Annotated in this window: 16 protein-coding genes; 9 read left to right on the top strand and 7 right to left on the bottom strand. The window is 42.6% G+C overall.

What is annotated here, in order from left to right; translation table 11 throughout:
* Positions 1-53: 53 nt before the first annotated feature.
* Entirely contained in the window at positions 54-953 is a 900-nt protein-coding gene (locus N480_RS00220; protein ID WP_063370537.1) for a LysR family transcriptional regulator, read from the bottom strand.
* A 441-nt stretch (positions 954-1,394) separates the two neighbouring features.
* On the opposite strand from N480_RS00220, the gene N480_RS00215 reads away from it, so the two are divergent.
* The 3 genes from N480_RS00215 to N480_RS00205 all read left to right on the top strand — a co-directional run bounded on the left by N480_RS00215 (position 1,395) and on the right by N480_RS00205 (position 6,358).
* A complete protein-coding gene (locus tag N480_RS00215; RefSeq protein WP_063364488.1) occupies positions 1,395-2,366 on the top strand; it encodes a hypothetical protein in 972 nt (323 codons plus the stop codon).
* 43 nt (positions 2,367-2,409) lie between these two features.
* Positions 2,410-3,975 (top strand): HEAT repeat domain-containing protein, encoded by a 1,566-nt coding sequence (locus N480_RS00210; protein ID WP_063370536.1) that lies wholly within the window; start codon positions 2,410-2,412, stop codon positions 3,973-3,975.
* A gap of 322 nt (positions 3,976-4,297) precedes the next feature.
* Positions 4,298-6,358, top strand: a complete 2,061-nt coding sequence (locus tag N480_RS00205) for a PAN domain-containing protein (protein WP_063370535.1) — start codon at positions 4,298-4,300, stop codon at positions 6,356-6,358.
* 60 nt (positions 6,359-6,418) lie between these two features.
* Here N480_RS00205 and N480_RS00200 read toward each other — a convergent pair whose 3' ends face one another.
* Positions 6,419-6,703: a transcriptional regulator gene (locus N480_RS00200; RefSeq protein ID WP_063370534.1), complete on the bottom strand. Its 285-nt coding sequence runs from the start codon at positions 6,701-6,703 to the stop codon at positions 6,419-6,421.
* A gap of 2 nt (positions 6,704-6,705) precedes the next feature.
* The gene (locus N480_RS00195) at positions 6,706-7,176 is read right to left on the bottom strand and encodes a hypothetical protein (protein WP_063370533.1); all 471 of its coding nucleotides are present in this window, start codon (positions 7,174-7,176) and stop codon (positions 6,706-6,708) included.
* A gap of 215 nt (positions 7,177-7,391) precedes the next feature.
* Here N480_RS00195 and N480_RS00190 point away from each other — a divergent pair, with 215 nt between their 5' ends.
* On the top strand, positions 7,392-8,264 hold the full coding sequence (locus N480_RS00190; protein ID WP_063370532.1) for an alpha/beta fold hydrolase: 873 nt from the start codon (positions 7,392-7,394) through the stop codon (positions 8,262-8,264).
* A 13-nt stretch (positions 8,265-8,277) separates the two neighbouring features.
* On the opposite strand, the gene N480_RS00185 is transcribed toward N480_RS00190, so the two are convergent.
* Complete coding sequence (locus N480_RS00185; protein WP_063370531.1) at positions 8,278-9,156, bottom strand: LysR family transcriptional regulator; 879 nt, start codon at positions 9,154-9,156, stop codon at positions 8,278-8,280.
* A gap of 171 nt (positions 9,157-9,327) precedes the next feature.
* On the opposite strand from N480_RS00185, the gene N480_RS00180 reads away from it, so the two are divergent.
* The 3 genes from N480_RS00180 to N480_RS00170 are packed head-to-tail and all read left to right on the top strand — an operon-like array spanning position 9,328 to position 11,703.
* A complete protein-coding gene (locus N480_RS00180; protein WP_063370530.1) occupies positions 9,328-10,002 on the top strand; it encodes a type 1 glutamine amidotransferase domain-containing protein in 675 nt (224 codons plus the stop codon).
* A 37-nt stretch (positions 10,003-10,039) separates the two neighbouring features.
* Positions 10,040-11,098, top strand: coding sequence for an NADP-dependent oxidoreductase (locus N480_RS00175; RefSeq protein WP_063370529.1), 1,059 nt, complete (start codon positions 10,040-10,042; stop codon positions 11,096-11,098).
* Positions 11,095-11,703 (top strand): glutathione S-transferase family protein, encoded by a 609-nt coding sequence (locus N480_RS00170; RefSeq protein WP_063370528.1) that lies wholly within the window; start codon positions 11,095-11,097, stop codon positions 11,701-11,703. The genes N480_RS00175 and N480_RS00170 overlap by 4 nt, the downstream gene beginning before the upstream one ends.
* A 56-nt stretch (positions 11,704-11,759) precedes the next feature.
* Here the strand turns inward: N480_RS00170 and N480_RS00165 are convergent, their stop codons facing one another.
* Both N480_RS00165 and N480_RS25160 read right to left on the bottom strand, forming a co-directional pair.
* Positions 11,760-12,785 (bottom strand): ankyrin repeat domain-containing protein, encoded by a 1,026-nt coding sequence (locus N480_RS00165; protein ID WP_081231696.1) that lies wholly within the window; start codon positions 12,783-12,785, stop codon positions 11,760-11,762.
* A gap of 149 nt (positions 12,786-12,934) precedes the next feature.
* Positions 12,935-13,111, bottom strand: a complete 177-nt coding sequence (locus N480_RS25160) for a hypothetical protein (protein WP_155732719.1) — start codon at positions 13,109-13,111, stop codon at positions 12,935-12,937.
* A 333-nt stretch (positions 13,112-13,444) separates the two neighbouring features.
* On the opposite strand from N480_RS25160, the gene N480_RS00160 reads away from it, so the two are divergent.
* Together N480_RS00160 and N480_RS00155 are read left to right on the top strand one after the other, a co-directional pair.
* Positions 13,445-14,416: a LysR family transcriptional regulator gene (locus N480_RS00160; RefSeq protein WP_196761429.1), complete on the top strand. Its 972-nt coding sequence runs from the start codon at positions 13,445-13,447 to the stop codon at positions 14,414-14,416.
* A 224-nt stretch (positions 14,417-14,640) separates the two neighbouring features.
* Positions 14,641-16,071, top strand: coding sequence for a coniferyl aldehyde dehydrogenase (locus tag N480_RS00155; protein WP_063370527.1), 1,431 nt, complete (start codon positions 14,641-14,643; stop codon positions 16,069-16,071).
* A gap of 344 nt (positions 16,072-16,415) precedes the next feature.
* On the opposite strand, the gene N480_RS00150 is transcribed toward N480_RS00155, so the two are convergent.
* The gene (locus N480_RS00150) at positions 16,416-17,474 is read right to left on the bottom strand and encodes an NAD(P)/FAD-dependent oxidoreductase (protein ID WP_063370526.1); all 1,059 of its coding nucleotides are present in this window, start codon (positions 17,472-17,474) and stop codon (positions 16,416-16,418) included.
* Positions 17,475-17,583 lie beyond the last annotated feature (109 nt).

Raw genomic sequence — 17,583 nt, 5'->3', positions numbered from 1 at the left:
GTAGTAGGGTAAAGCTCATTTCAGTTGTGACTAAAATTCACAAGTTTAATGAGCTATGAAGCGTTCTGAGCGATGTTATCCACGAGGTAGTCAATCAATAAGCGTGTTCTTTTGGGTAAATGCGCTTTAGATGAGTAATAGAGCCATACCGTGCTTGGTGTGCTCCAATGGTTGGGTAAAATAGGGATAACCTCTCCGGTACTGAGCTCTGATTCAACATGCCACCTCCCCATGTAGGCGAGCCCTAAATGTTGTAGCATGGCCGCTTTTGCTGCACTGATACTAGAGACCGTTAGATTACCTTTTGGCTCAATACGAATCTGCTCTTTAGCGTCATTCAATAACGGCCAAGTAAACCGCTGACCTAGTCCTAATGGGTTGTAGACAACGCAGTTATGTAAACGGAGGTCTTCAAGAGATGCTGGCACGCCAAACGTTTCACAGTACTTTTGTGTTGCGAAAATACCAGATTGCATGGTGTAAAGTCTTCGCGCTATCAGTCGGCTATCTTCATTTATTTTGTTACCAATGCCGATATCAAACCCTTCTTCCACAATATTGAGCGTCCGATCATCGAAAACAAGGTCAAGCTCAATGCCTTCATGGGCTTTCAAAAAGGTCGTTAGGTGGGGTAAGACAAATTCACGGCCAAAGCTGTCTGGTAAGTTGATTTTTAGCTTGCCTTTGGCTTGTTGATTTTGCTGCGAGATACTTTCTATGCTGTTGTCAATTTCTGACAATAGCGGCGAAATTTTCTGAAATAAGATCAGACCATCCTCGGTAAGAGAAAACTGTCGTGTGCTGCGATGGAACAAACGAGTACCTGTTTGCATTTCAAGGGCGGATATACTTTTGCTAACAGCGGACGCAGATACGCCTAACTTACGTCCTGCACCTGAAAAGCTGCCTTCTTTTGCTGCTGCGATAAACATAGGAAGTTGGCTAGGTAGCATGTCATTCCAATTTTAGATAGGTATTTACCTATGAGTATATGGTGTCTCAGAAGGTTAGGTAAAGGGTTGTAATCACTACATTTTAATTAGGCAATATAAATGCAACGTGCATGGTATGAGCGGGTGTGTTTTGTTGCGGTCAAATACCAGTTTTACATCAAAATCAATTAAAAATTTCACAATGATATAAGTTGCAAACGTGAGTATCTCAATTGTGACGAAATATTCCAATGTAACTCTATGCTCTAATTAGTAATTCAGTGAAATTAATGGGCTTTTAACGTTTACTTTTAATCTGAAAATCTGAGATACGCATTGAGTCAGCGTCAATGAATTAACCAATAAAGGTAAAAATGAAAGCAAAATGTAAAAATTGAGTGTTAGTTTACAAGTGTTGCGCAACATTCATAAATTTAATAACTCAAAAACATGAGGAAAACCATGAAATTTAATTACGCTGCAATACTTGGCGTCATCTCTGCGATCACATTGTCACCAGCCGCTGATGCATATCTATATAAAGATCCAGGTTATGTTGAGCGCAATGTGCGCTCAATTCAAAAAAATGACGTTATTGGGCAGTCTCATCAGTACCGCGATCAACAGGGGTGGATGTATGTTGATCAAGTAGCAAACGGTGCAACTCAGGGCTTTTATCAAGCTGGAAATTGGCTGAAATTACACAATCGCAACTTCAAAATGTCGATTGGTGAATTGGAATTTGCTTTTAACCCCAGCAAGTTAGATTGTACTCAGGGCATGAGCTTTAACTTTACCGTAGGTGACGACACAGTAGCGAGCTTCAAGCCAAATTGTGATGATCTTTTGAATGCATCTATCACTTACCCTGTGGAATATTATTTTGATTTAATCCCTGAAGTAATTAAGCCAAAAGTTGAGCTACCACTCGATCCACTTGGTTTGCTAAAAGTGGGTGTAAAGTTTGGTGCGGGTATTGAAGCTGGCGCTGAGTTCACTGTAGGTGGTGTTGTTGGTGGACATGGCAATGAAGAGCCATTTGAAGTCGATGGTGTAAGACGCCCAGATTATTTATACGCAGCTGTTGAGCCGTATGTGAGTGGCTTAGTGTCAAGTTCAGCGTATGGTAGCTTTGGCCACGGTATTTCTGAAGCAGGCGTAAAAGGAAAGCTAAACCTATTGAAAGTCAAAGGCAAAGGCTACGTTGAAGCTGGTATTCGCCGTGTAGTTCAAGATGAGCAAGTTATTGAGCAAGGCTTCTTAGAGCTCAAAGTGAGCACTAAGCTAACTGGTGGAGATGGAAAAATCCAAGCTTACTGCAAAAAGCTTTGGGGCTTGTTGCAGTTTAATGTTGACGTAATGAAGTGGGATCCACTTTATACACGTGAAACGGTGCTATACGAATACGCAAGCCCTGTTTGGGAAGCGCTTTAATATTTGACTGTGGTGGCCCCGGCCACCACTTTGAGATAAGAACATGAAAAAAATAACGATTATTGCGATATTTGTCATTGCTGTTAGCGCATTTTTGGTATTAAAGGACTCAGATAGCAAGCCTTCGGTGCAAGTGACATACACAGCCTCCGAATCATCGCAACCAATGCATAAGGATAACCATGAATATGGGTATCTGGTTGAGATCCATTCAGCGGTTTTAAGTGAGAAAGGTACTGCAATTACATTCTCAGATCTCAGCTGGCAGATGTATTTCAAGCCAAAAACTGAGGGGGCATCAGACTTGGTGGCGATACTCACGAATATACAGTTCACGTCAGACAATAAAGTCCAAGAAATGCCTACCCAGTTGCCATTTTATATGACCTACGATGATGGTCAGTTTACCAAGTTAAACTTACTCGGGTTAGGTGAACAACACACATTATCCGTGCTACCTAGGGTATTGGACTTGATGAGTTACTCGCTTAGCGCTGCTTTGACATTTGAAGACGCGCAAGGGGTTAAAACTTTCCGATATACCCAGAAAGATAACGCGGTAAGTCGCACGAGAATAAACACAGCATCCAACCCAGAACGCGAAGAGGAAGAACAGTGGCAGCTAACGCTCAATGATAACGGTTCTATTTTGGTCGGTATTCGCGAGCTTAATTATCATAATCAACAGGTCTGGCAGCAAGGTGGGCAACATTATGATGTTGTACAATCGGTGTTTGTTAGACCGATCGACTTTTCAAGTTTTGACTATATTGGTTGGAACAATAACCAAAATGCGACAGTGTCCACAGCTAAATTAGAGGCCAAACAAGTCTATGACATCACAGACGAAAATTTGCTTTCTCATTTAACTGAGCTCAAGTCGTCTTTGGATACGGACCTTGCCGCGCAGTTGGGTAAATACTTGCTGGCCAATCAGGACCAAAATGAGATTAAGTCGTTATTGATGAATCATGTAAGACTCAACTCGGCATTGATTTATGCGTTGCAAAAAGCGCAAACCCCGCAAGCAGAGCAAATGCTGTCTGATCTGATGAGCGATGAAGAACTTGGTCAGCAAGTACGACAAAAAATAGTGATGGCCCTCGGTCGGTTTGAAAATGCCACAAACATTGCATTTTCGAGCTTACAAACGGTGGCTGATAACGTTGAGAATACTGCGCTGTCGAACATGGCAATGTTGAGCATTGGCACCATGAATCGGTTTTCACCCATGCAGTCTCAGCAGGTTGCTGGATTTTTAAATACTAAACTCTCTGATCCAGCTCAATTACCTACGGCAATACTGGCAATTGCCAATAGCAAAAACCCTGAATTGGTCGAAAAGCTGCCCAATTACTTACATCATAGTGACACTCAGGTTCGCAATAATACGATCAAATCTTTAGCGCATAAAACTGAGTATCAAGATCAAGTAATCGCAAGCTTAGTGCAAACGCCTCATGTCACAACAATAGACTCTTTCACTCGGGTATATAAGCAAGCGAATTACAAACTGTCTGAAAGTAATGTAGATAGGTTGCAAGCGCTGTATCACGAACAAAATAATCCGCTTATTAAAAAGCGCTTGGCGGTAATTTTAGATATTTAATCAGCCTTAAGTAGCCAGGATAGTTGGCTACTTCCTCTTCTTTGAAATGCAATATAACCAAATATGTGTTGTGGGAGCACAGTCAGTTGTAAATTGCTATCTATTGCGTTAACTGCAATAAATTTTAATCACTTAATGAGTGGTATTTACTTTTTCTGAACTCAACGTTGTTTTATTTAGCTTTTACGCTTCGCTGATTACACTTGTAATCAAGTGTAATGGTTTTGATGCTTTAATATTGTTAAAAACACACTATTCAAGCTTGGTTTCGAAAATTAGGTTTGGAACATGCCATAAATATAATCATTCGAAAGGATAAACTATGAATAGTCAATTGAGGTTTTTGCTTCTACTGATAAGCGTGATATTGCCTTGCTATACAATAGCAAGCTCAATGAGTGCGGTGGAAGAGGGTAAAGATAGGTTTGGTGGAGAATATCGAAGCTTCGTTGTGGAACTGAATGATCTAAATGTTTGTAAAACAGCATGTGAAAATGATGGCATTTGTCGTTCATGGACCTATGTTGACCCCGGCGTTCAACACACCAATGGGATGTGCTGGTTAAAAAAATCTGAAAATACACCTGCTCCTTGTGCCCATTGTTCCTCAGGTTATAAGGTGGTCACAAATGTAAATGTAGCTTCTAATAGCATGAGTGATACAGAAATTGATATGGACAGATATGGTCGAGAGTATCTGAACTTTGCGGTAGAACAAAACGATCAAAGTGTTTGTTCGGCTGCTTGTAAAAATGACAAGCGTTGTCGCTCATGGACTTATGTTGACCCAGGTGTTCAGCACACCAACGGCATGTGCTGGCTAAAAAGTTCGACCAACTTTAATCAACCTTGTGCAAGCTGTACATCGGGGTATAAATCGGCCCCGACTAATGAGCATATGGGTTCCGAGGAGCCAGATACTGATCGATTTGGTAATGAGTATTACAATGTTGCGTTGAGCGCAGACGATCAGGCATCCGTGTGCAAAGCAATGTGTCAAGAAGATGGGTTATGCGGTGCTTGGACCTATGTTGATGCAGGCGTTCAGGGTGCAACACCACGGTGTTGGTTGAAGAGCTCAGGTAACACACCAGTAACGTGTAGTGTTTGTACCTCAGGTGTTAAAGAAAAGACTTTGGCTTTAAGCCCAGTAGCTAGCAATCAACAGCGTGTTGGTAATTCATATAAGACACTTTCTGTGACCTCTGAATTAGCATGTATGCAGCAATGTGAAGATGATAATAAGTGCATGTCTTGGAATTATGATTCATCCCTGACTTCAAACTCGTGTGAGTTGAATATGACGACCAATGATGCAACAGTAGGTACGGGTACATCGGGTTTTAAGGTTAAAAAAGATACCACTTTAGCTGCGGGTCAAGCGCATACGTGTTTTGTACAAGCAAATGGGTCAGTAAAATGTTGGGGTACTAACACCTACGGGCAACTTGGTGATGGTACAGAGAATGACTCAAGTACGCCAGTGTCAGCAGGTTCGCTGAGTAATGCTTCGCAAATTGCTGCAGGCAATTACCATAGTTGCGCCATTTTGGCGGATCGCTCAGTGCAATGTTGGGGTCGAAATGATCACAAACAACTGGGTAATGGTAGCTCAACAGATTCTTCGACACCGGTACTAACTAACTCGATTACGAATGCGATTCAACTAGCCGCAACTGATAATTTCACGTGTGCAGTACAAGACAGCGCTGAAATTACGCTTAACAATGTAGAAAGTACCGAGCGAGGTGTTATTAAATGTTGGGGTTCTTTTCCGATTTTAAATAACAGAAATAGCTGGAGTGGCAGTGACCCTGTAAATATTGAAAGTTCTGAACTCGTGGGCGTGAAACAAATTGCGGTTGGCAACCCGTTAGGTGCTGGGCATGTGTGCGCGGCAATGCATACAGGTGAGGTCAAGTGTTTAGGCAAAACCATCTTAAGTGGCTCTCGCAGCTCTAAAAATGAAATTACTACGATTTCCGGTATTACCAACGTTTTAGATTTGGTCAGTTCTGATGTTGTTGCATGTGCCATTGATGCAGGCTCAAAGCCGAGCGAAAATAAACTAAAATGTTGGGGGTTCATTGATGGTGAACAGTATCTAACGCCCTTTGAGTTCACCTATCTAAAAGGTGCGCAACGAGTGGCCATTACAGGTGAAAATGAACCGACGTCGAGAGTATGTGCAGTAATGTACGACGGTACTGTAAAGTGCTCAGCGCATGGTGACGGTGACTACACTGTGAGCGGGATCGCAGATGCGATACAAATCGCCAATGCCGATGGAAAATCATGCGCGTTGATTGCCAACGGTGAAGTAAAATGTTGGAGTGATGCGTCTGGCTCAGCGCCAACTACACCGGTAAATGTGAGCTTTTAATAATTAGCAAACCGATGCGCCACTGAATGTAAAAAAGGTGTGGCGCATTTTCACCTTGATCTAATCACTATTGATAATACTTTTTAGCGCCGCAACATGATTGTTAAATGCTGATTGGCCAAGGTCTGTTAATGACACCCAAGTACGTGGGCGACCGTTGTAGCTGCGCTTTTTCGCTTCAATGTAATTGGCGTCTTCCAATGCTTTGAGTTGTTTTGAAAGTACTGAGTCACTCACATCTAGTTGCTCTTTTAGGAGCCTAAAGTCTAATTCTGCACTGGTGGCTAACATTGCGCAAATGCGTAACCTGTTTGGAGCATGAATAATGGGATCTAGCTCTGGCATCTCTAGTTTTCCTTTACCACGGTTTCACCTGTCGGGAGCTTGATAAGCAGCCAGAACATAACAATTGAAGCCGTTGCGGCGCAAATATGTGGCGCCCAATCAAGGCTCATTTCGGTGCGTAAAAAACGGCTTAAAAACCCAAGGGCAGCAAACCCAATTCCTGCATAAGCGTTTATTTTCTCAGCTTTAATAGAGCGAGGGATGATCCGGATTCTGATCCCTTGTATTTTGTATAAATAGTAATAAAGCGCAGTAGATAAGGTAAAGATGATTGCGCCAACTATCATTGCCAGTGCCCAAATGTTTTCGTGCTCAGTCATACCATAGCCAAAGAATATCGCCCCATAACTTAAACTCATGATCAGTCTCAACCAAACTGGCGGTGAATATTCAATGAGTAGGTTTTGTTGAATATTGTGCACTGCGTTGAGCGCATCTTTAGCTTCTGTCTGAGATGGTAAATCGTTTTTCACTGGGTATTTCCTTTTACTTTCCATGATGGAAACTTAGTCTAGTTTATAACTTTCCACTTTGGCAAGTTATAATTTTCCGTCATGGAAAGTAAATGAAAGGAGGGATATGAAGTTTAACATATTGGAGTTTTTACTCTAAAATTGAGGTTCATTGCTTGCTAACTGGTTTTACCACTTGTAAGCTAAAAGTTATGCATTCTTAATTTTTTGCCGTTATGCCTACAATAACCAGTCGAGAAATCACAATTATTTGTGAGGATAATTACCCGTTAGCAGCGACCGTTTACCAACCAAACAATGATATAAAAGGGGCCGTTTTAATTGGTCCTGCAACAGGGATTAAGCGTCAGTTTTATACTGCATTTTGTGAGTTTTTAGCGAGTCACGATTATGGTGTCTTGAGCTATGACAACCGCGGCATTGGAGGTTCCTTGCTGGGAGAGGTTGGCAAGCATCCAGCCAGCTTGCAATGCTGGGGTCAACTAGACCAGCCAGCTGCCATCTCAGCCTTAATTGAAGCGTTTCCTGATTCAAAATATCATTTAATAGGGCACAGTGCGGGGGGTCAGTTAATCGGTCTAGCGTCTAATGCGAAAGAACTGACATCCATGTTCAATTTTGCCAGTTCCTCTGGCCGGTTGTTGAATATGAAAATACGAGACCAGTTTAAGTCTCACTTTTTTATGAACATGTTTATTCCATTTTCCAATTTATTATTTGGTCATACCAAGTCACAGTGGTTTGGGATGGGTGAACCACTCCCCGCAGCAGTTGGCCACCAATGGCGTACATGGTGCAATGGGGGTGGCTATGTAAAAACCGCATTCGGTAAGACCATTGATAAACACTATTTTGAAGAGCTGACCTTGCCTGCTCTGTGGGTGAATGCCGTGGATGATTTTATTGCAAATGACAAAAATGTCAGAGATATGATGTCAGTCAGCCCCAACATAAAAGCGCAGACATTGACCCTAGACCCGAAAGAGCATGGCCTAAAAGAAATTGGCCATATGAAATTTTTTAGTCGAAAATCTCACACACTTTGGCACATTCCATTGCAGTGGCTGGATAGCCATTCAGATAAATGACTTTGCCAAGGCGTTATTTCCAATCAGCAAACTGAGCCAGTAAAAAATCAATTGCAAGCCTCGCACGCAGAGGCATAAATTGCTTATTTTGATAAACAATCCAGCTTGTTGCGCCACTTATGCAATAGGGCTCTAAAATTGGCACTAAGCTTTTTTGTTCGAGTGACTCAGTAAAAGTACTCTGTGGCATATAAGCAATACCAAGGCCTTTTTCACAAGCTTCTAGCACGACATTGGCATTGTTGCTGCGCCAGTTGCCGGTTACCTTAATGCTTTGCTTTGTGCCGTCAATATTGAATGTCCAGTGATCATTATTTGCAATAATACAGCGATGACTTTTAAGTTGATTAGGGTGGTTGGGGGTGCCATGTGCTGCAAGGTAACTTGGTGCGGCAACCACCATCATTGAGCGGCTAATTAGTCTGCGCGCAATTAGGTTAGAGTCATTGAGCTCACCATAGCGAATCGCGAAATCGATGCCATCTTCGACAAAGTTAACCATGCGGCTGTTGAAGTCGATTTCAATATTTAATTCTGGGTGCTGTTTGGCAAATTCCATCAATGCGGGTGCGATATAACGTTCAGCAAATGCACCAGCCGCGCTGACTCTAAGCGTGCCACTAAGATTAAACTGTTGCTGGTTTAACTGTTCGTTGGCCTGTTGTAATCCAGCAACGAGTTGCTTGCATTGCTGATAGTAAAAAGCACCGTTCTCTGTGAGGTTGATTTGTCGCGTGGTTCGCGCCAGTAAAATACTGCCTGTGCGCTTTTCCAAGCGCGCAACTTGTCGACTGATATGGCTAGTAGAGCAGCCCAGCTTTTTGGCGGCTGCCGAAAACCCGCCGCTCTCAGCAACTGCAACAAATTCGAAAATACCATCAAAGCTATCCATATAGTTCCTCTACAATCTATCTAAAGCGACATCATATATGCCAACATTTAACGCTTATTATTGCTAAATAGCAAAAGAGATTCACAGATTTAGATAATTATCATTCATGCGGTAACAATATAGAGTTGAAATACATAACCTCATAGACAACATTTACTTAAGGTATTGATCATGAAAAAAGTACTTATCCCTGTAACAAATCACGCAACGTTAGGCAGTACAGATCAAGCAAATGGCACTTATGCGCCTGAGCTGACGCACGTGGTACACGTGTTGAATGCACATAATATCGCGTTTGATATTGCCTCTATTAATGGCGGGAAAGCGCCACTGTACGGGACCGATATCGCAGAAGATGTAGTAAACAATCAGATATTGGGCGATGAATCTTTCCAAACACAGGTCAATAACACAGCACCGCTTTCACAAGTAAATATGGATGAGTATGACGCTATTTTTTATCCCGGTGGTTTTGGCTTGCTGTCAGATTTGGCAAGCAATGAAGAGGTTGGCACACTGGCAGCTAGGCACTACGAGTCAGGTGGTATTATCGCTGCGGTTTGCCATGGTCCAGCCGCTTTGTTGCCAATTACGCTAAGTTCAGGCGAGCCTTTGCTTGCGAGCAAATCAGTGACCGCATTCACGCGAGAAGAGGAAGTCGACTTTGGCACCATCAATGACATTCCATTCCTGTTAGAAGAAGCTTTGGCAAGAAAAGCTGCCAAATATAGCAAGGTACAGCCATGGAATGAGCTGGTGATTGTGGATGAACGGGTTATTACAGGTCAAAACCCTGCAAGTGCGCACGCCGTAGGCGAGGCGTTAGTAAAGCAACTGGCTAAGTAATAAAGACTTTTGAGCGAAAAGGAATAAAGGTTTGATAATGAATCAAAGTACCCATATTAATCGTCAGATCACTTTAGCGGCACGTCCAAACGGAGCGCCAATACAGAATGATTTTAAGCTGGTGGAGTCGCCTGTACCAACCCCCGCTGATGGTGAAATGTTGTTAAGAACACGCTATCTATCATTAGACCCGTATATGCGTGGCCGAATGAATGATGCTAAGTCATATGCCGACCCCGTTGGACTTGGGGAGGTGATGGTAGGAGGCAGTATCTGCCAAGTGGAAATATCAAATCATGCTGATTTTGAACAAGGTGATTTGGTTGTCGCATTTGGTGGCTGGCAAGACTATTGTGTGTCTGATGGCGTTGGGGTTATCAAGCTCGATAAAACGATGCAAAATCCATCGTATGGATTAGGTGTGTTGGGTATGCCAGGTCTTACGGCTTACATGGGGTTGCTAGACATAGGTGAACCTCAGGCTGGAGAGACATTAGTCGTGGCGGCGGCGACTGGTGCTGTTGGCAGTTTAGTTGGTCAGATAGCTAAGCTTAAAGGTTGTAAGGTCGTGGGTATCGCAGGTGGTCAAGAAAAGTGTGATTACGCAGTGAATGAGCTCGGTTTTGATGCTTGTATCGATCATCGCGCTACAGATTTAGAGGAACAGCTTGTACAAGCTTGCCCCGATGGCATTGATATTTATTATGAAAATGTCGGAGGCAAAGTCTTTGATGCGGTATTACCGTTACTGAATACCAAAGCACGGGTTCCCCTATGCGGCTTGATATCTCAATATAATGCAACAGAGCTACCCGTAGGCCCTGATCGCATTGGTTTGTTAATGGGAAATATGTTAGTCAAAAGAATTAAAATGCAGGGTTTTATCGTGTTTGATGATTACGGCCACCGTTATAAAGAGTTTCAAGATGCTATGGTGCCTTGGCTATTGTCTGGCCAAATCAAATATAAAGAAGACAAAGTCACGGGGCTTGAGCAGGCTGTTACTGCATTTATCGGATTGCTACAAGGTAAGAACTTTGGCAAGCTAGTTGTGCAAGTTGGCCCTGAGCAATTAGATCTCGGGGCAAAGTCATGATCAAAGTGCATCATTTAAACCAATCTCGCTCCACGCGGATACTCTGGCTGTTGGAAGAACTGCAAATGGACTATGAGGTTGAGCACCATCAGCGTGATGAACAGACCCACCTTGCGCCTGCTAGTCTAGGTCTAGTACATCCGCTCAGTAAAGCACCGATTATCGAGCATAATGGCCTTAAAATATGTGAATCTGGTGCGATTGTGGAGTACATATTAGATCAAGCCAAGCAAAGTGATCTGCGCCCTAAAAAAGGAACTCGCGCATACTACCAGTATCTTGAATGGTGCCATTTTGCAGAAGGGTCATTGGCGCTGCCGGTGATCGCCAACTTATTGATGCAAATGGAATCACGAGATGGTTCGCAGGCTATGGATGGTTATATCGCAAAAGAGCTAAATTTGGACTTGTCATTTATCGATGCAACCTTGTCAGTGCAGAGATACTTTGCCGGCGAGCATTTCAGTGCTGCTGACATCATGATGACTGTATCATTGGAAATCGCGCTAAGTGTCAACCTTATTGAAAATCGACCACATATTTCACGCTATTTAGCAGATATGCAAGGGCGTAGTGCATACCAAAAAGCGCGTACTTATGGTTAACTAACCTTCAGCAAAGCCCGGTTTTTACCGGGCTTTATTCTTTGCCTCGATAGGCTCTACAGAGCTGACTTATTTTGCAAAAGTTGGATGATATCGTGGTATTTATATCGCTTGGCCAGTTCCAGCGGCGTATCATTTTCGTAGGTTGTCAAATCGGTCGTCGCACCCCCTTGCAAAAATACTTTGGCAGCTGCTGTGTTACCATGCCAAATTGCATCATGGAGTGGGGTATAGCCATTATTTGGCCCTTGTGCATTAAGTACCTCTTTGGCTTTTGGTGCATTGAGCAGTAACTCAACAATGTCTGGGTGTCCCATATAACCGGCTTTATGAAAAGCGATGGCGTTCATCGGATAGCCCGGAATTGTTTGATCTGCACCATTATCTAACAGCAGTTTAACGATTTTTGGATAACCGTCTCTGGCTGCGACAAGCAAAGGTGTGTGCCAGTCATTGGGGCTAGAGTATACAGGTCTGCGCTGATTGACATCTTGTCCATAATCTATGAGCAACGAGATGCGCTTTACTTTTTGTGCTTCACTGAGAAGCGAGTCTTCCACCACGTTTAAAATCTTTTGTTTGGCTAGCGCATGCTTTAATTCAGCATGTTTTTGATTGAACAGCTCGCTCAAAGAGTTATACAGCTTGGCCTCATGGGGCTCGATATGTTTGTCCCATCCTCCAATCATGTCTGCCGCAGTTGTGCCTGTGCGTGTTTTGAGATTGATATTTAACTCTGGGTATTGAAATAAAAGCTCGATATTCGCTTCTTTAGAATACCAAGCCGCAACCATCAAGGGGGTAAATCCAGAGCGAGGGGCCTGTAGGTTGATAAATGCGCCTTTATCTAACAAATACTTCAAGATGTCGTCATGATCTGTTTGGGCGGCAATATGCAGAGGGGAATTGCCCATTGCACTGTCTAATTGGTTTACATCTGCGCCACTTTCGACAAGTTTTTTCACTTTTTTTAAGTCGCCTGCAATGACAGCTTGATGCAACGATGGCAATGGATTGGCGTGCACATGACCAATCACTAAAGTGGCAACCAAAGTTGAAATACGCACAACATGTTTGAGCATTGATACCCCTTGCAAATGTGTAAAAAGAAGCCGCAGTATAAGTGAGCGCACGGCTATGCATTAGATGGGTAAAAGCTATTTAATTATTAGCTTTAGGCTAATAATTAAAGTTACCACAAATGGCTGACTGCTCTAATCAATGAAAACCTTTAAATGAAAGTGATACTAGTGTGATTGTGGCTAATTAATTCTTCTTTGCAAAACTCACTTACTTCGACGAACTCATCATTACAGTGCGTGATAACACCACGCGTGTTTGTTGAAGAATTAAGCCTAATTCCCTCAGCAAATTCAAATTCGTTTTGAGTCACAGTTTGGTTTCTCATGATTTACCTCCAATTGGTTAATTCAGTTAACGATTAACACTCGCAGCTCAGTGACTTTCGTCCCAAGCTGCAGCCTTTTTTATATGCGCACTTTAATCCTTTTGCGCGCCACTGTGCTGAATGCTTATATGACCTGCCATCAAAAATGAATAACGACCACCGAATTGTTATTCAAGTTTTTGAACTCTCTAGCGAAAACTCTTCATTAGCTGAGAGTTTTGAGTGAGTGTTAGCCTAAAAGCGATGAAATGTGGTTCATCAGGGAAAGGGTATAGGGTCAGTCTAAATGGGTGATTTGTACAGCGACTGGGTAATCAATAAGTGGACTAAAAAATGACACTATGTAAAACAAAGGTCTTTGAATACAATAAGAAAGGGCATATATTTAAAAGCATCGCGAAGAAAAATGCAGAATCTGTTCTTATGTTAGATGTATCTGATATTCATATACTTAGCACAATTTCTGAGACCGGAAGTATCAATAAAGCGGCTGAGAAGTTATTTATGTCTCAACCCACATTGAGCAAACGTATTTCTCGACTGGAGCAAGTATTAAAAGTCGAGCTGTTTCATCGCAATAGCACGGGCATGAAACCCACCGATGTCACAAACTATCTCATCAGCAATGGAAAGCAAATACAATCGAAGCTGGATGCGATGTGTCGCCATGTTGAGTTATTGTCTAATTTAGAGGGGGGAACACTGAACATCGGAGTAAGCCCTATCATTGAGCAGTTGTTCTTTCCGAAAGTGTTGATGGACTTTGTTGAAGATTCAAATAATGTTGAGATTTCGTTCCAGGTCGCGCTGCCTGATAAGTTACAACAAGGCATTCTAGATGGTGATTTGGATATCGCCATCGGCCCATTTGTGCGGGGAGAATTACCACAAGAGCTGGTCATTACCGAAGTTAAAAATGAATCATTGATCTTTGTGGTGAGAGCCGGACATCCAATTTTAAAAAGCAGAGGCCCAGTCAGTATTGCCGGTCTAAATAAATATCCAGTCATAGGTCCTGCAATGAATAAACCCATAGCGGACTTTTTAACAAGCCATGGGATGTCCTTACCACTCAATATTACCTGTGATAACTATCATATTTCCAAGTCCATTGTGATGATGTCAGAGCATTACACAGGGGGGCCTAGAGAGTTGTTTTCTAAAGAACTATCCAGCGGAGACTTGGTCGAAGTTAAGACCGAAGCTGAGATACCTTGGCGCGCCTACTGTATTACACGTCCTGAGACCATTTATGCGCCAACAGTTAAAAAGTTTATCGACATTCTCAATCAATATACTGTTTAAATAATTGGGCCTTACTGGGTCTTAATTCGCACTGTTTAGTTTTGTTATTCCAAAATTTTGCAACCCTAGCCAAAGATTATAATTATTCTTTTGTGCGGTTAGCCGTTAGTCTAATCACAGATTTCTAAACGCCTTGATAGCGTATTACAAACTGAGTTTGTCTTTGTAACAGCCGGCGTTAAATAAATACTGATATGATCAGCTTAACGAAAAGTGAGATTTAAATGACTAACCTTAGAAGTGTATCGCCTTTTACCAGTTTATCGCCTGAGCAATTGAAACATGACTTTGTCACCATGAAGGCGGCATATAATAGCAATCCAGCCCCAAGCTTTGAGGAGCGTGTTGCCGTACTAAAGGCGCTCAAAGTCGCACTCATTAAAAACGAACACGCTTTCTATCAGGCGCTTAAGCAAGATTATGGATACCGTAGTGAGTTTGACACGTTAATTGCCGATGTTTTGCCTAGTGTTGCTGGCATTAACTATGCGATTAAGCATCTCAAAAAGTGGATGAAACCGTCTAAACGTCACGCTGGTCTTATGTTGTTGCCATCTAAAGTCAAAGTGCATTATCAGCCTCTCGGCGTTGTTGGTGTGATCACGCCATGGAATTTCCCGATCTTTTTATCAATGGGCCCTGCTATCCAAGCGCTTGCAGCAGGTAATCGTGTGATGATCAAAATGAGTGAGTTTACGCCAAATGCAAATAATGCGCTTAGACAAGCATTGAGCGGATTGAGTAAACATATTCAAGTATTTGAAGGAGAGGCAGATGTTGGTGCTGCTTTCTCTGCACTGCCTTTTGATCATCTGATTTTTACGGGTTCTTCAACGGTTGGAAAGTTAGTGGCTAAATCGGCTGCCGACAATCTTACTCCGATTACTTTAGAGCTGGGCGGAAAGTCGCCAACAATTGTCGATGACAAGATCAGCATGGATATAGCGGTTGACGCTTTGATTGTTGGTAAATCAGTGAACTCGGGGCAAATATGTGTCTCACCAGACTATGTGTTCGTACCAGAGTCGAGAAAAGATGAATTTGTTGAAACTTTCCTAGCACGTTACCGTGAATATCACCTCGACAGCTCAGATAGCAACAGTCAGACTCATATTGTCAGCGCAAGACAATATCAAAGACTGATGGGATTTATAGATGACGCTAAAGCGAAAGGCGCACATATTCATGCTGTAAAAGACATAGATACGCGCTTAGGGCGATTGGTTTATCCGCACGTAATAACAGATGTAACTGCGGATATGTCTGTCATGCAGGAGGAAATTTTTGGCTCAATTTTGCCTGTCATTACATACTCAGACATAGGTGAAGTACTCAATTACATAAACGAACGTCCAAGACCACTTGCACTTTATATCATGTCGAATAACAAGACATTGATTGACCGGGTTATTACCAATACGCACAGTGGTGGCGTCGCAATTAATGACACTGCCATGCATGTTGCAGCCGATGATGCACCGTTTGGTGGGGTAGGTAATTCAGGTATGGGGCACTACCATGGTTATGAAGGCTTTTTGACTTTTTCTAAAGCAAAAACGGTTTTGTATTCAAGTGCGTGGCTTCCTAAAAACCGATTTATTTTAAAAAACAGGGATTTTGTTTTTAACACTCTTCGACGCTTTTTACTCAAGTAATGACCGTACGGTTTGGCTTTTTTATAAAGCCAAACTGAATTTGAAACGTCATCACGACAAGTTATCTCAAGTTACTATGGGTTGGTTCGTTTCAATGTCTGTGTTTGTATGCTTTCAAAAGGCCCTCTTTATGGCGGTATTGGGTTTTCTGCCATAGGGGCCTTGAGTGTACCGCTAACTGATGTTGTACCAAACCTGCAAGACGCCATAATCGTCCTGTTGTACAGGTTTAGCTCTATTTTTATGGCAATTGTCATAGCTGTCTTAGTAATGTTGGCTGCTTGACAATCTCGTTATCAAAAAGCTTTTTCAGTATTCTAAGTAGCGGATACGCAAAGTAATAGTCATTGAGTGAATCCATTAAATGTTTTGCTGATAAACAAGTCTTTTTGTTTGATATTCACCAGCGGTTTCCAAGTTGAGACCATAAATGGAAATTGCACGATGCCGGTTTCTTGGCCAGTCGGAACGAGCGCCATAAATGGGTGACGTTTGTAAGGTTTTGGTTGTGACCCTGAAATTTGCTTAGCAATCGAGTTTGCTAAGTATTTACCTTGCTCAACGGCCAAGTACCCCAATTTGGCCTCGCCCACATCCGCAATGTCACCTATGGCATACATATGTTGTTGTCCAGTTACGGCAAGTGCCTCATTCACTATGACTTGACCTTGCGGGTTCAATACGTGTGCATAATGTCGCTTTAAAAATTCGTTATTGGGGATAACACCTGTTGCGCTAAAAGTGATATCTGGATTGATTTTAGCTCCATTGGTTGTGTTGACGAGCCCATCTTCAGTTTCTTGGTAGCGGGCATTAAACTGCACTTCAACGCCAATGCGTGTCAGTTGACTGAGCGCTTTTTTGCTTGCCTTGCTTTTGAATCCATTGAGAAGATGAGGCCCATTGTGTGCCAAAGTCACTTTGAGGTGCGGCATTGCGTAAGCAAGTTCGCCCGCAAGCTCGACACCGACAACGCCGCCGCCAAGAATGAGTACGTCTTTAGCTTGTTTGAGCGCATCATGATACGTTTGCAATTCATTATTTCTGCTTTCAAGAGAGCTCGCGTCGACTGACTTTGCAAGTGGTAAGCTTGGGTATCTGGACCCTGAAGCGATAACGACTATATCAAAATGGATTGTTTCGCCGCTTGCGAGCACTGCGAAATGAGCATTGAGTTCGACGACTGCGCTTTGGATAAATTGGCCATCGAGAAAGTCGGCGTAACGTTTTCTCGACTTTCCGTTGTTTTTCTCAGGGTGGGCTACATCTCTTAGTACGGCGTAAGTCACCTCAAAATAATCCTTTTTATCCACTAACGTCGTGTTTATACCGCGTTTTTCAAGCGCTTGTGCAGTAGAGGCCCCAGCAAAGCCTCCGCCAATGATTAATACTTGTGTTCTCATATCTCTGTCTTAATTGAATTCGAGCGATATAGGTAGCTTAACCTGTTGCGAATGCGCAATGAATGATACAAAATGCAACCGGGGTGTGCGTTTTTGCAACGGGATTAAA

It is taken from the genome of Pseudoalteromonas luteoviolacea S2607 (assembly GCF_001625575.1).
In the GTDB taxonomy this organism is placed as follows: Bacteria; Pseudomonadota; Gammaproteobacteria; order Enterobacterales; family Alteromonadaceae; genus Pseudoalteromonas; species Pseudoalteromonas luteoviolacea_E.
This window is presented reverse-complemented; position numbering and strand designations above follow the sequence as displayed.